Origin of the sequence: Pseudomonas sp. CFBP13509 (assembly GCF_005233485.1) — a bacterium.
In the GTDB taxonomy this organism is placed as follows: Bacteria; Pseudomonadota; Gammaproteobacteria; order Pseudomonadales; family Pseudomonadaceae; genus Aquipseudomonas; species Aquipseudomonas marginalis.
Genome location: NZ_QGAA01000003.1, coordinates 130,181 through 143,442, shown reverse-complemented (window position 1 = coordinate 143,442; position 13,262 = coordinate 130,181). Strand labels below are relative to the sequence as shown.

13 protein-coding genes are annotated in these 13,262 nt (G+C 61.0%); 8 read left to right on the top strand and 5 right to left on the bottom strand.

Annotated features, from left to right (window positions below; genetic code table 11):
• Window positions 1-57 precede the first annotated feature (57 nt).
• Window positions 58-1,482 (bottom strand): aminotransferase-like domain-containing protein, encoded by a 1,425-nt coding sequence (locus PspCFBP13509_RS06540; RefSeq protein WP_065926707.1) that lies wholly within the window; start codon window positions 1,480-1,482, stop codon window positions 58-60.
• 166 nt (window positions 1,483-1,648) lie between these two features.
• Between PspCFBP13509_RS06540 and PspCFBP13509_RS06535 the strand changes: the two genes are divergently transcribed.
• Window positions 1,649-1,873 (top strand): DUF1127 domain-containing protein, encoded by a 225-nt coding sequence (locus PspCFBP13509_RS06535; protein WP_137211715.1) that lies wholly within the window; start codon window positions 1,649-1,651, stop codon window positions 1,871-1,873.
• Here the strand turns inward: PspCFBP13509_RS06535 and PspCFBP13509_RS06530 are convergent, their stop codons facing one another.
• Entirely contained in the window at window positions 1,874-3,166 is a 1,293-nt protein-coding gene (locus PspCFBP13509_RS06530; RefSeq protein ID WP_137211714.1) for an NAD(P)/FAD-dependent oxidoreductase, read from the bottom strand.
• Between the two features lie 115 nt (window positions 3,167-3,281).
• On the opposite strand from PspCFBP13509_RS06530, the gene PspCFBP13509_RS06525 reads away from it, so the two are divergent.
• Window positions 3,282-3,635, top strand: a complete 354-nt coding sequence (locus PspCFBP13509_RS06525) for a YkgJ family cysteine cluster protein (RefSeq protein ID WP_065926704.1) — start codon at window positions 3,282-3,284, stop codon at window positions 3,633-3,635.
• Here PspCFBP13509_RS06525 and PspCFBP13509_RS06520 read toward each other — a convergent pair.
• Entirely contained in the window at window positions 3,632-4,120 is a 489-nt protein-coding gene (locus PspCFBP13509_RS06520) for an Lrp/AsnC ligand binding domain-containing protein (RefSeq protein ID WP_003176896.1), read from the bottom strand. The genes PspCFBP13509_RS06525 and PspCFBP13509_RS06520 overlap by 4 nt on opposite strands.
• Before the next feature lie 156 nt (window positions 4,121-4,276).
• Here PspCFBP13509_RS06520 and dadA point away from each other — a divergent pair, with 156 nt between their 5' ends.
• The 6 genes from dadA to PspCFBP13509_RS06490 all read left to right on the top strand — a co-directional run bounded on the left by dadA (window position 4,277) and on the right by PspCFBP13509_RS06490 (window position 10,373).
• Window positions 4,277-5,578: a D-amino acid dehydrogenase gene (gene dadA / locus PspCFBP13509_RS06515; protein WP_137211713.1), complete on the top strand. Its 1,302-nt coding sequence runs from the start codon at window positions 4,277-4,279 to the stop codon at window positions 5,576-5,578.
• Window positions 5,550-5,903, top strand: a complete 354-nt coding sequence (locus tag PspCFBP13509_RS06510; RefSeq protein WP_065926702.1) for a RidA family protein — start codon at window positions 5,550-5,552, stop codon at window positions 5,901-5,903. Before dadA ends, PspCFBP13509_RS06510 begins: the two co-directional genes overlap by 29 nt.
• A 79-nt stretch (window positions 5,904-5,982) precedes the next feature.
• On the top strand, window positions 5,983-7,056 hold the full coding sequence (alr, locus tag PspCFBP13509_RS06505) for an alanine racemase (protein WP_065926701.1): 1,074 nt from the start codon (window positions 5,983-5,985) through the stop codon (window positions 7,054-7,056).
• 116 nt (window positions 7,057-7,172) lie between these two features.
• On the top strand, window positions 7,173-7,721 hold the full coding sequence (locus PspCFBP13509_RS06500; RefSeq protein ID WP_003176893.1) for a cupin domain-containing protein: 549 nt from the start codon (window positions 7,173-7,175) through the stop codon (window positions 7,719-7,721).
• A 182-nt stretch (window positions 7,722-7,903) separates the two neighbouring features.
• On the top strand, window positions 7,904-8,314 hold the full coding sequence (locus PspCFBP13509_RS06495; RefSeq protein WP_043293857.1) for a c-type cytochrome: 411 nt from the start codon (window positions 7,904-7,906) through the stop codon (window positions 8,312-8,314).
• A gap of 136 nt (window positions 8,315-8,450) precedes the next feature.
• Window positions 8,451-10,373, top strand: coding sequence for an acetyl-CoA hydrolase/transferase C-terminal domain-containing protein (locus PspCFBP13509_RS06490; RefSeq protein ID WP_137211712.1), 1,923 nt, complete (start codon window positions 8,451-8,453; stop codon window positions 10,371-10,373).
• A gap of 131 nt (window positions 10,374-10,504) precedes the next feature.
• On the opposite strand, the gene PspCFBP13509_RS06485 is transcribed toward PspCFBP13509_RS06490, so the two are convergent.
• Together PspCFBP13509_RS06485 and rep are read right to left on the bottom strand one after the other, a co-directional pair.
• Complete coding sequence (locus PspCFBP13509_RS06485) at window positions 10,505-11,077, bottom strand: xanthine phosphoribosyltransferase (RefSeq protein WP_053258645.1); 573 nt, start codon at window positions 11,075-11,077, stop codon at window positions 10,505-10,507.
• A 58-nt stretch (window positions 11,078-11,135) separates the two neighbouring features.
• Window positions 11,136-13,145 carry a DNA helicase Rep gene (rep, locus tag PspCFBP13509_RS06480; protein ID WP_027608306.1) on the bottom strand — a complete coding sequence of 670 codons (2,010 nt, stop codon included), beginning with the start codon at window positions 13,143-13,145 and terminating at the stop codon, window positions 11,136-11,138.
• Window positions 13,146-13,262 lie beyond the last annotated feature (117 nt).

Below are 13,262 nucleotides of genomic sequence, written 5' to 3'. Positions count from 1 at the left end.
GAGTCGTGTCCAGGTCAGGGCGGTTGTCGACATATGACGGCGATTTCTTGCGAAAGGTCAGTCCACCGTTTCGGCCAGCATCTTGATCGCGGCAGCGCCGACTTTGCGCACGGCCTCTTCAATCTGGGCGGTAGGCTTGGCAGCGTAGTTCATGCGCAGGCAGTTACGGTACTTGCCCGACGCGGAAAAGATGCTTCCCACAGCCACCTGTACGCCTTGTTCCACCAGTGCGCGGTTGAGCTTGAGGGTGTCGAAGCCTTCCGGCAGTTCTATCCACAGCATGAAGCTGCCTTGTGGGCGGCTGGCGCGGGTGCCGGCAGGGAAGTAGCGGCTGACCCAGTCGAGCATCAGGTCGCGATTACGCTGGTATTGTGTGCGCATCCGTCGCAAATGCGGTTCGAAATGACCCCCTTTGAGAAACTCGGCAATTGCGATCTGCGGCTGCGTGGCGGTGGAGCCGGTGCTGATGTACTTCATGTGCAGTACCCGCTCCAGGTACCGGCCCGGAGCGACCCAACCAATGCGCAGGCCTGGCGCCAGGGTCTTGGAGAACGAACTGCACAGCAGCACACGACCGTCTTCGTCGAAGGATTTGATGGTGCGCGGGCGTGGGTAGCTGTAGGCCAGTTCGCCATACACATCGTCTTCGATGATCGCGACGTCAAAGCGCTGGGCCAGGGTCAGCAATGCGCGTTTGCGCGCTTCCGGCATGATGTAGCCCAGCGGGTTATTGCAGTTGGGGGTCAGCTGGATGACCTTGATCGGCCACTGTTCCAGTGCCAGTTCCAGGGCTTCGAGGCTGATGCCGGTGATCGGGTCGGTGGGGATTTCCAGGGCTTTCATGCCCAGGCCCTTGAGGGTCTGCATGGCCCCGTGGAAGCTGGGCGAGTCCACCGCGACGATATCGCCCGGCTCGCAGATGGCGTGGATGCTGGCGGACAGCGCCTCGTGGCAGCCGGTGGTAATCACGATGTCCTCGGCCGTCAGTTGGCAGCCAGAATCCAATGACAGCCGGGCGATTTGCTCGCGTAGTTCCATACAGCCGAGAATATTGTCGTAATACAGCCCCGGCAGATCCTGGCGCCGGCTGACGCGGGCCAGGCTGCGCAGCAGGGGTTTGAGGGTGGGTGACAATACGTCCGGCATGCCGCGGCCCATCTGTATGACGTCTTTGCGCGGAACGGCGCGAATCAGTTCCAGCACCAGATCCCACTGGGAGATTTCCACCGGGCGCTGGGCCGGGCGGCCGACCTCGGGCAGCGCCGGCAACTCCCGGCCCACCGGTACAAAGTACCCAGACTTGGGCTTGGGCATCGCCAGGCCATTGTCTTCCAGCAACCGATACGCTTGCTGCACGGTGCTCAGGCTGACCCCGTGCTCCACACTCAAGGCGCGTACGGACGGCAGCCGATCTCCGGGGCGATAGAACCCCTGTTCGATGCGTGTGCCCAGTAATTCGGCGAGGTTGACGTAAAGCGTCACGGAGGTCGCTCCCAGGGGACCAGTACAGATAGGGGGAAAATACAGGATTCAGCCGCGCATAGGCAGTGTCTGTATGGATTTAATAAAGGTGGGTTGAATCTGTAATGGTTTTGCCTGCTCGCCCATTCTAGCCACTCATGGCAACAGGCAAATGAGGGGCAGCAAAATGAACGGCATGAGCGATGTGCGGCTGATGTTACACAGTCAGGAATTGCAGGCTGGGCAAGAGCGGGCGACGTCGCCGCGCGAGATCAGCCGCTGGAGCTTGTTCTGGCACCGCCGCCATACGCGCAAGGCCTTGCTGCACTTGACTCGCGAGCAATTGCGCGACGTTGGGTTGACCCTGGAGCAAGCCCGCCAGGAAGGCTTGAAACCCTTCTGGCGCGATTGATCAGACCAGCTCTTTGAGACGGTGCCAGAGCATTCCCAAGGCCAGCAGCGGCGAGCGCAGGTGCTTGCCGCCGGGGAAGGTGATGTGTGGCACCCGGGCGAACAGGTCGAAACGTCCCTGCTGCTGGCCGCTGATGGCTTCGGCCAGCAGTTTGCCCGCCAGGTGTGTGGCGTTGAGGCCGTGGCCTGCGTAGGCCTGGGCGTAATACACGTTGGGCTGATCCGCCAGGCGGCCGATCTGCGGCAGGCGGTTGGCGCCGATGCCGATCATGCCGCCCCATTGGTAATCGATCTTCACGTCGGCCAGCTGTGGGAACACCTGCAGCATCTTTGGCCGCATGTAGGCGCCGATGTCCTTGGGGTCGCGTCCGGAGTAGTGACAGGCGCCGCCGAATAACAGGCGACGGTCGGCGGACAGCCGGAAGTAATCCACCGTCACGCGCTGGTCACACACGGCCATGTTCTGCGGTAGCAGGTTGGCGGCTTGCGCCTGGCTCAACGGTTCGGTGGCGATGATGTAGCTGCCGGCGGGCAGCACCTTGCCGCTCAATTGCGGATTCAGTCCATTGAGGTAGGCATTGCAAGCGAGTACCAGGGTCTTGGCGCGCACAGTGCCTTGGGCGGTGTGCACCTTGACCTCGGGGCCGTAGTCGATGCGCGTGACTTCTGACTGTTCGAACAACTGCACACCCCATTGCTGCGCGGCGGCGGCTTCGCCGAGAGCCAGGTTCAACGGGTGCAGGTGGCCGGAACCCATGTCGATCATGCCGCCCACATAGCGGTCGGAGCCGATGACGCTGCCCATGTCGCTCGCTTGCAGCAAGCGTACTTCGTGGCGATAGCCCAGGCTGCGCAGTTCTTCGGCGTCTTCGGCAAGGCCTTGCAGGTCGCGAGGCTTGTTGGCCAGGTCGCAGTAGCCCCAGGTCAGGTCGCAGGGGATCTGGTAGCGTTCGACACGTTCACGCACGATCTCCACGGCTTCCAGGCCCATCAGCTTCATCTGGCGTACGCCATCGGTGCCGATCACGTTGGTGAACTGCTCCAGGCCATGACCGACGCCGCGAATCAACTGGCCGCCATTGCGCCCGCTGGCGCCCCAGGCGATCTTGCGCGCCTCCAGCAGAACCACGCTGAAGCCGCGCTCAGCCAGCTCCAGGGCCGTGTTGAGCCCTGAGAAACCGCCGCCGATCACGCACACATCAGCGCCCACCTCGCCCGTCAACGCCGGGTAGTCGGGTTGCGGTACGCTGCTGGCGGCGTAGTAGGAAGCGGTGTGCCGGGCGCTGGCGGTCATGGGGAGCATCCCTGTTTGGAAAATTTGACGCAGGATACAGCGGTCGGACGAAGCTGTCTGCGCGGGGCGTTTTGCTTCAGAATCCACCTCTATTCGCCGTTCGGTACCTGTTTCGATGAGTTGCAACAGTCAGAAAATCAGCGCGCTGCGCCGTCAGATTCCTTCGTTCGAGTGCGTCCCCGGCTGCCACGACTGCTGTGGGCCGGTCACCACTTCGCCCGAGGAGATGTCGCGCCTGCCACGCAAGACCGCTGCCGAGCAGGACGCCGCAATGGACGAGCTGAACTGTGTGCACCTGGGCCCCCACGGCTGCACCGTGTATGACGAGCGGCCGCTGATCTGTCGGCTGTTCGGTACCACGAAGACCTTGCCATGCCCCAATGGGCGGGGGCCGGTGGAGCTGATTCATCCACGGGTGGAAAAGCAGATCCATGAATACATGGCGAGCACCCGGCAGGTGCTGGTTTAATCGGGAATAGGCAGGTTGAGGCTCTCCTTGACCTCTTCCATCACGATATAGCTCTTCGATTCCCGCACATGGGGCAACTTGAGCAGGATGTCGCCGAGCAATTTGCGGTACGAGGCCATCTCGGAAATCCGCGCTTTCACCAGGTAGTCGAAGTCCCCCGAGACCAGGTGGCATTCCAGCACATGGGGCAGTTTCAGCACGGCGCGGCGGAACTCTTCAAAGGTGTCGCCGGATTTGTAATCGAGGCTGATCTCGACAAATACCAGCAAACTTCCCTTCAAATGCTGGGGATTGAGCCGCGCGTTGTAACCCATGATGATCCCCTCGCGCTCCAGCCGTCGCACCCGCTCGGTACACGGCGTGGTGGAGAGCCCGACCTTTTCCCCCAGCTCGGTGAACGAAATTCGCCCATCGGTTTGCAGGATGCGCAGGATGTTGCGGTCGATCTTGTCCAGCTCCCGCTTGGTCTGGGTGTTGGTACGCATAGGGGATACGCCTCTGTAAAAAGGGTTTTTGCCGAGAATTGTCGCCAAATATAGGCATTTATATAGTGAAATGCACTGGCGATTGCTTTTTATACTGCGCCCATCATTGCTCGAATAACACACGTCAGCGGCCAAGCCCGCGATGAGGGTATAAAAATGCGCGTTCTGGTCTTGGGTAGCGGCGTCATTGGGGTGACCAGTGCCTACTATTTGGCGCGGGCTGGCTTTGAAGTGGTTGTGGTCGACCGTCAGCCGGCTGCTGCCATGGAAACCAGTTTCGCCAACGCCGGCCAGGTGTCCCCAGGCTATGCATCGCCATGGGCCGCGCCGGGCGTGCCGCTCAAGGCCATCAAGTGGCTGCTGCAACGCCACGCGCCGCTGGCGATCAAGGCCACTGCCGATATCGACCAATACCTGTGGATGGCGCAGATGCTGCGCAACTGCACCGCCAGCCGTTATGCGGTGAACAAGGAGCGCATGGTGCGCCTGTCCGAGTACAGCCGTGACTGCCTCGACGAATTACGTGCGCAAACCGGTATCGCCTACGAAGGCCGCAGCCTCGGGACTACCCAGTTGTTCCGTACCCAGGCCCAGTTGGATGGCGCCGCCAAGGACATTGCCGTTTTGAAAGAGTCCGGTGTGCCGTTCGAGCTGCTCGACCGCGCCGGTATCGCCCGTGTTGAGCCGGCCCTGGCCAGTGTCACCGATATTCTCGCCGGTGCCCTGCGCCTGCCCAACGACCAGACCGGCGACTGCCAGATGTTCACCTCCCGCTTGGCCGAGATGTGCAAGCAGTTGGGCGTGGAGTTCCGCTTCGAACAGGACATCCAGCGCCTCGACTACGCCGGCGACCGCATCAACGGCGTATGGATCGACGGCAAGTTGGAAACCGCCGACCGCTACGTGCTGGCCCTCGGCAGCTACTCGCCGAAGCTGCTCAAGCCGCTGGGGATCAAGGCGCCGGTGTACCCGCTCAAGGGCTACTCGCTGACCGTGCCGATTACCAACTCGGCGATGGCGCCGACGTCGACCATTCTCGACGAGACCTACAAGGTCGCCATCACCCGTTTCGACAACCGCATCCGCGTCGGCGGCATGGCTGAAATAGCCGGTTTTGACCTGTCGCTTAACCCGCGTCGGCGTGAAACCCTGGAGATGATCGTCAACGACCTTTATCCTCAGGGCGGCGATCTGGCCGAAGCCACGTTCTGGACCGGCCTGCGCCCGACCACACCCGACGGCACGCCGATTGTCGGTGCCACGCCGTTCAAGAACCTGTTCCTCAACACCGGCCATGGCACTCTCGGTTGGACCATGGCGTGCGGCTCCGGTCGCCTGTTGGCCGACCTGATGGCGAAGAAAACGCCGCAGATCAGCGCCGAAGGCCTCGATATTTCCCGTTATGGCAACCACCAGGAGTCCGCAAAACATGTCAATCCAGCGCCAGCTCACCAATGAGCGCATGAGCCAGATCGTTGTTCACAGCGGTACCGTGTATCTGGCCGGGCAAGTCGGTGACGACATGAACGCCGGGATCGAACAGCAGACCCGTGAAACCCTGGCCAATATCGAACGTTTGCTGGACTTGGCCGGCACCGACAAAACCAAGCTGCTGTCGGTGACGATCTACCTGAAGGACATCGACGCCGATTTCGCCGGTATGAACGCGGTGTGGGACAAGTGGCTGCCCAAAGGCGTCGCCCCGGCCCGCGCCACGGTTGAAGCCAGGCTGTGCGAACCGGAAATCCTGGTAGAGCTGTCCGTCGTGGCCGCGCTGCCTTAAACAACGCTCCCTCTCCCGGTGCTGACGCTGTTGGTCGGCTCCGGTTTTTCTTCACTTTGCCGCCTAGAAGCCTGCCGCCATGCGTCCTGCCCGTGCCCTGATCGACCTCCAAGCCTTGCGCCACAACTACCAACTGGCCCGTGAAGTCACGGGGGCCAAGGCCCTCGCCGTGGTCAAGGCCGACGCCTACGGCCATGGTGCCGTACGCGTTGCCCAGGCGCTGGAAGCCGAGGCCGACGGGTTTGCCGTGGCGTGCATCGAGGAGGCGCTGGAGTTGCGCGCCGCTGGTATTCGCGCGCCAGTGCTGCTGCTGGAAGGCTTTTTCGAAGCCGACGAGTTGCCGCTGATCGTCGAGCATGATTTCTGGTGCGTGGTGCATTCGCTGTGGCAACTGGAGGCCATCGAACAGGCCCGGTTGAGCGCGCCGCTGACCATCTGGCTCAAGCTCGATTCGGGGATGCACCGCGTTGGCCTGCACCCCAAGGATTACCACGAGGCTTACCAGCGCCTGCTGGCCAGCGGCAAAGTCGCAAAGATTGTGTTGATGAGCCATTTTGCCCGTGCCGATGAACTCGATTGCGTCAGCAGCAACGAGCAAGTGGCGGTATTCGATGCGGCGCGCCAGGGCCTGGTGGCTGAGGTCAGCCTGCGCAACTCGCCGTCGGTGCTGGGCTGGCCGAGCGTATCCAGCGACTGGGTGCGTCCTGGCATTATGCTTTATGGCGCCACACCGTTTGGTGAGGACCAGGCCTTGGCCGCGCGTTTGCAGCCGGTGATGACCCTGGAATCGAAAGTGATCTGCGTGCGTGAACTGCCAGCCGGCGAGCCGGTGGGCTACGGCGCCCGGTTCATCACGCCCAAACCGATGCGTATCGGCGTGGTTGCCATGGGCTATGCCGACGGCTACCCGCGCCATGCGCCCACCGGCACGCCGGTGCTGGTGGCGGGGCAGCGCAGCCAATTGCTGGGTCGCGTGTCCATGGACATGCTGTGTATCGACCTGACGGACGTCCCCGAGGCGGGTCTTGGTTCCACGGTGGAGCTGTGGGGCAAAAATATCCTCGCCAGTGACGTCGCCGCCGCTGCCGAGACCATCCCGTACCAGATCTTCTGCAACCTGCGTCGTGTGCCAAGGCTCTATTCCGGCGCTTGAGCGACAGGGACGAACACAGCTCCCTGGGATTTAGGCCCAAGTGTTGTAAATACTGAACGCTGTCGCCATGATAACGCTCAATTACAACAACGCCTGAATCCTAGGAGGCTCCCGCATTGGACGTCGGTGAACGACTGCAATCCATCCGTAAGCTGAAGGGTCTTTCCCAGCGTGAGCTCGCCAAGCGCGCGGGTGTCACCAACAGCACCATTTCGATGATCGAAAAAAACAGCGTCAGCCCCTCGATCAGTTCCTTGCGCAAGGTGCTGGGCGGCATCCCCATGTCCATGGTCGAGTTCTTTTCCGAGGAGATCCTCCAGGAAATACCGACGCAGATCGTCTATAAAGCCAATGAGCTGATCGACATCTCCGACGGCGCCGTCACCATGAAGCTGGTGGGCCGTGCGCACCCGAGCCGGGCAATTGCGTTTCTCAATGAAATCTACCCGCCTGGCGCCGATACAGGCGAAGAAATGCTCACCCACGAGGGCGAGGAAACCGGGATTCTGGTGGAAGGCCGTCTGGAGTTGGTGGTCGGTCTTGAAACTTTTGTGCTCGAAGCCGGCGATAGCTACTACTTTGAAAGCACCAAGCCTCATCGTTTCCGTAATCCGTTCGATGTGCCGGCGCGACTAATCAGCGCAGCCACACCCGCGAACTTTTAACAAAAGAGGCGTCCTGCCAGCGTTGCAGAGGCTCCCGCAGCTGCATTCCGCGAGGTCTAATCTCCCTTTATTTAATAGGGTTGTTTCGGCCGGACGGGCTAACCGTTATACTTTCGCCGCCTGCGAAACCGTGGCCGCAGGCGTGAATAGCCACCATTGAGGGTGAACGCGTGAATCTAATTATGAAAATGCTGGCTGCACCAGCAACCGTACTGGCCCTATGGGCTGTCAGCGCTCAAGCTGCGACCAACGATGACATTGCCAAGCGCCTGGAGCCGGTTGGCCAAGTCTGCGTCCAGGGCCAGGAGTGCAAGGGCATGGAAGTGGCGGTAGCTGCGGGCGGGGGCGCTGCGAAGACGCCCGACGACATCATCGCCAAGCACTGCAACGCATGCCACGGTACCGGGCTGCTGGGCGCGCCGAAAATCGGCGACACCGCTGCCTGGAAAGAACGCGCCGACCACCAGGGCGGCCTTGATGGCATCCTGGCTAAGGCCATTACCGGTATCAACGCCATGCCGCCTAAAGGCACCTGTGCGGATTGCTCGGATGATGACCTGAAGGGCGCGATCAAGAAGATGTCCGGCCTGTAACCGTCGATCTTCGTCAAAAATGCCGCTTACGAGCGGCTTTTTTGTGGGTGTGATGTGTGTTTCGAGGCTGTTCTTTGCAGCAAAGACCCGCCATTCTCTGTCCAACCCCTAATCATGGAATGTTCAGGAGGGTCGGATGGTGCAGTTGTGTTCAATCGAGCAAGCAGTTGACGATGTACTCGCGCGGCTACCGGCGCATATCCACATGGGCATGCCCCTGGGGCTGGGCAAGCCCAACCTGTTTGCCAATGCACTGTACCGGCGTATCGCCAAGCTGCCGGAGCGGGCGCTGACGATTTACACCGCGTTGAGCCTGGGCCGCCCGACCTTGGGCGATGGCTTGCAGAAACGCTTTCTCGAACCCTTTATCGAGCGGGTGTTTGGTGATTACCCAGAGTTGGAGTTTCTCGCCGCGCTGCATTCAGACAGCCTGCCGAAGAATATCCATGTGCAGCAGTTCTTCATGCAGCCCGGCAGCCTGCTTCATAGCACTTCGGCCCAGCAGGACTATGTCAGCAGCAACTACAGCCATGCCGCCCGCGACATCAACGCCGCCGGCTTGAACCTGGTGGCGCAGTTGGTCGCGAGCAGCGCCGAACACCCGGATCGCCTGAGCCTGAGCTGCAACCCCGACATCACCCTCGACCTGCTGCCCATGATCGCCAAGCGCCGTGAAGCGGGCGAAACCGTCTTGATCGTTGGCCAGGTTCACACCGAGTTGCCCTACATGCCGGGCGACTCGGAGTTGGGCATGGACGCGTTCGACTACCTGATCGATGCAAAGGACAGCACCACACTGTTCTCCACACCGAACATGCCGGTGGGGTTCCAGGACCATTTCATCGGCTTGCATGCCAGCACCCTGGTGCGCGACGGGGGCACCTTGCAGATCGGCATCGGCTCCATGGGGGATGCGCTGACCGCCGCGTTGCTGGCGCGCCAGGCAGACAATGAAGCCTATCGACTGCTGCTGACGGACATCGATGTGTACCAGTGGGCCCCGCTGATCAGCCGGGAAGGCGGTGTCGAGCCCTTCGCCCGTGGCCTCTACGGTTGCAGCGAAATGTTCGTCAACGGCCTGTTGGTGCTGGCGGATGCGGGGATTATCCGGCGCAAGGTCTATCCGGATGTGGCTACCCAGGAGCAAGCCAATGCCGGTTTGCTGGACGATGCGGCGCAGCCCGACGGCGTTTCGATCCACGGCGGTTTCTTCCTGGGGCCGCGCAGTTTTTACCAGCGCCTGCAGGAGATGACCCACGCCAAGCGCCTGGAATTCAATATGACCCGCATCAGCTACATTAACGAGCTGTACGGCCAGGAAGAACTCAAGCGCCTGCAGCGCCAGGATGCACGGTTTATCAACAGCGCGATCACGGTGACGTTGCTGGGCGCAGGCGTGGCCGACCAGTTGGAGGACGGTCGCGTGCTCAGCGGCGTAGGCGGGCAATACAACTTTGTGGCTCAGGGGCATGCGCTGGAGGGCGCGCGCTCGATCCTGATCCTGCGCAGCTGGCGTGAGTCGGCAGGGGAGGTCAGTTCCACTATCGTCTGGGAGTATGGGCATTGCACCATTCCCCGCCACCTGAGGGACATCGTCATCACGGAATACGGTATTGCCGACCTGCGTGGGCAGACGGATGCCAAGGTGATCGAGGCGTTGCTCAATATCACCGACTCACGCTTCCAGGCCGACTTGATCGAACAGGCGCAAAAGGCCGGCAAGTTGCCCAAGGATTTCCAGCTGGATCCGCGCTTTGGCGACAACACGCCGGAGCGGCTCCAGGGTATCCAGGCGCGGCATCGACGTTTGTTCCCGGAGTATCCGCTGGGCAGCGATTTCACGGATGAAGAGCGGGATCTGTTGCGCGCATTGAACTGGCTCAAGAGCAAATTCAAGCTGACGGAGATTCTGGAGTTGGGTAAGGCGGCGCTGGATGCCCCGGAGCCCCAGGCGTTTCCCGAGCATCTGAAGCGGATGGGGTTGGATTCGCCGGAGGGTTTGAAGGAGGATCTCTATCAGCGTCTATTGCTCGCTGGCTTACAAGCAACCGCACACTAAAAACCAACACAGATCAAAATGTGGGAGGGGGCTTGCCCCGATAGCGGTGTATCAGTCCCAAATGTGTTGGCTGACCCGCTGCTATCGGGGGCAAGCCCCCTCCCACCTGTTTAACCGCGTGCAGGCAACGATTATTCGATGAAGGTGACGACGCCACCGGCCAGCGACTTCACCCGCGCCAGCGACTCAACCCGATAACCCTGCGCATCCAACTCCGCACGGCCACCCTGGAACGACTTCTCGATCACAATCCCCAAGCCGGCAACGGTCGCACCGGCCTGCTTGATGATCGAAATCAGCGCCTGGGATGCCTTGCCGTTGGCCAGGAAGTCATCGATCACCAGTACGCGGTCGCTGCTGGTCAGGTGGCGCGGCGAGATCGCCACGGTGCTTTCGACTTTCTTGGTGAAGGAATACACCGTCGCCGACAGCAGGTTTTCGGTCAGGGTCAGGGACTGCTGCTTGCGGGCGAAAATCACCGGCACGCCGAGGTTCAGGCCCGTCATGATCGCCGGTGCGATGCCCGACGCTTCAATGGTGACGATCTTGGTGATGCCCGAGTCCTTGAACCGCGCGGCGAATTCGTCGCCGATCAGTTTCATCAGGGCCGGGTCGATCTGGTGATTCAGAAAGGCGTCGACCTTGAGTACCTGATCGGAAAGCACGATGCCTTCTTCGCGAATTTTCTTGTGCAGTGCTTCCACGGAAAGCTTCCTCTAATGGCGGGTTGTGCGCCGAAAGTAGATTGAAAAGTAGTCGATTCTAGCGCTTTAACATCGCGCGTATATCCGCCAGGGCGGTGTTGCCGCGAACGGCCTTCACCTCGGTCGGGGTGTCGTCATTGCCTTCCCAGGCCAGGTCATCCGGCGGCAATTCGTCCAGGAACCGGCTGGGGGCACAATCGATGATTTCGCCGTATTGCTTGCGCTTGGCGGCAAAGGTGAAGGCCAGTGTCTGACGTGCGCGGGTAATGCCCACGTAGGCCAGGCGCCGTTCTTCCTCAATAGTGTCGGCTTCGATGCTGGAGCGGTGCGGGAGGATTTCCTCTTCCATGCCCATGATGAACACGTAGGGAAATTCCAGGCCCTTGGACGCATGCAAGGTCATCATCTGTACACCTTCGGCGCCGTCTTCCTCTTCCTGCTGACGCTCGAGCATGTCGCGCAGCACCAGCTTGCCGATGGCGTCCTCGACAGTCATTTCGCCGTCTTCGTCTTTTTCCAGGGTGTTCTTCAACGCTTCGATCAGGAACCAGACGTTGCCCATGCGGTAATCCGCGGCCTTGTCGCTGGAACTGTTGGTGCGCAGCCAGTTTTCATAGTCGATGTCCATGACCATGCTGCGCAGGGCGCTGATCGGGTCTTCGCCGGCGCACTGCTCACGTACCTTGTCCATGAAGCGCTTGAAGCGCGACAGGCGATCGGTGAAGCGCGTGTCCAGGTGTTCGCCCAGGCCGATTTCATCGGTGGCGGCGTACATCGAGATCTTGCGTTCGGTGGCGTAGTTGCCGAGCTTTTCCAGGGTGGTGGAACCAATCTCGCGGCGCGGCACGTTGATCACGCGCAGGAAGGCGTTGTCGTCGTCCGGGTTCACGATCAGGCGGAAGTAGGCCATCAGGTCCTTCACTTCCTGGCGTCCGAAAAAGCTGTTGCCGCCTGACAGCCGATACGGGACCTGGTGGTGCTGCAATTTCAGCTCGATCAGCTTGGCTTGGTAGTTGCCGCGATAAAGGATCGCGAAGTCGCTGTAGGGGCGGTCGGTGCGCAGGTGCAGGCTGAGGATTTCCACCGCCACGCGCTCGGCTTCGGCGTCTTCGTTGCGGCAGCGGATCACGCGGATCTCATCGCCGTGGCCCATCTCGCTCCACAGTTGTTTTTCAAACTCGTGGGGGTTGTTCGAGATCAGCACGTTGGCGCAACGCAGGATGCGGCTGGTGGAGCGGTAGTTCTGCTCCAGCATCACCACTTTCAGGGACGGGTAGTCGTCCTTGAGCAGCATCAGGTTTTCCGGGCGGGCGCCGCGCCAGGCGTAGATCGACTGGTCGTCGTCGCCCACCACGGTGAACTGGTTGCGCGTACCGATCAGCAACTTCACCAGCAGGTATTGGCTGGCGTTGGTGTCCTGGTATTCGTCCACCAGCAGGTAGCGCACCTTGTTCTGCCACTTTTCGAGGATGTCGGCGTGTTCCTGGAACAGCTTCACCGGCAGCAGGATCAGGTCGTCGAAGTCCACCGCGTTGAACGCCTTGAGCGTGCGCTGGTAGTGGGTGTAGACGATGGCGGCGGTCTGTTCCTTGGGGTTGCGCGCGTTTTCCAGGGCTTCGGGCGGCAGGATCAGGTCGTTTTTCCAGGCGCCGATCATGTTCTTGATCTCGTCGACGCCGTCGTCGCCTGCGTATTCCTTCTGCATGATATCGGTCATCAGGGCCTTGACGTCGGTCTCGTCGAAGATCGAGAAGCCCGGCTTGTAGCCCAGCCGCACATGCTCCTTGCGGATGATGTTCAGGCCCAGGTTGTGGAAGGTACATACCGTGAGACCACGGCCTTCGCCACCCTTGAGCAGGGTGCCGACACGCTCTTTCATTTCCCGCGCGGCCTTGTTGGTAAAGGTCATGGCGACGATGTATTGGGCGCGGATGCCACAGTTCTGGATCAGGTGCGCGATCTTGCGGGTGATCACACTGGTCTTGCCGGAGCCTGCGCCGGCGAGCACCAATAGAGGGCCGCCGACGTAGTTCACGGCTTCTTGCTGCCGGGGATTGAGTCGGGACATACGGAATTCAGGGAGTCGTTGTTCAAAAGGGCGGGCATTTTAACAGGCTGGCAAGATTCTGCTGCCCTGGATCGACGGTGTGACGTACCACTCGATCTAAATTTGCCGGTTTTGCTA

Bases quoted from the DNA above. Each gene is read 5' to 3' on its own strand.
- PspCFBP13509_RS06490 (WP_137211712.1), top strand. From the start codon at position 8,451: ATGGTGCAGTTGTGTTCAATCGAGCAAGCAGTTGACGATGTACTCGCG.
- dadA (WP_137211713.1), top strand. From the start codon at position 4,277: ATGCGCGTTCTGGTCTTGGGTAGCGGCGTCATTGGGGTGACCAGTGCC.
- PspCFBP13509_RS06510 (WP_065926702.1), top strand. From the start codon at position 5,550: ATGTCAATCCAGCGCCAGCTCACCAATGAGCGCATGAGCCAGATCGTT.
- PspCFBP13509_RS06495 (WP_043293857.1), top strand. From the start codon at position 7,904: ATGAAAATGCTGGCTGCACCAGCAACCGTACTGGCCCTATGGGCTGTC.
- PspCFBP13509_RS06535 (WP_137211715.1), top strand. From the start codon at position 1,649: ATGAACGGCATGAGCGATGTGCGGCTGATGTTACACAGTCAGGAATTG.
- alr (WP_065926701.1), top strand. From the start codon at position 5,983: ATGCGTCCTGCCCGTGCCCTGATCGACCTCCAAGCCTTGCGCCACAAC.
- PspCFBP13509_RS06530 (WP_137211714.1), bottom strand. From the start codon at position 3,166: ATGACCGCCAGCGCCCGGCACACCGCTTCCTACTACGCCGCCAGCAGC.
- PspCFBP13509_RS06525 (WP_065926704.1), top strand. From the start codon at position 3,282: ATGAGTTGCAACAGTCAGAAAATCAGCGCGCTGCGCCGTCAGATTCCT.
- rep (WP_027608306.1), bottom strand. From the start codon at position 13,145: ATGTCCCGACTCAATCCCCGGCAGCAAGAAGCCGTGAACTACGTCGGC.
- PspCFBP13509_RS06520 (WP_003176896.1), bottom strand. From the start codon at position 4,120: ATGCGTACCAACACCCAGACCAAGCGGGAGCTGGACAAGATCGACCGC.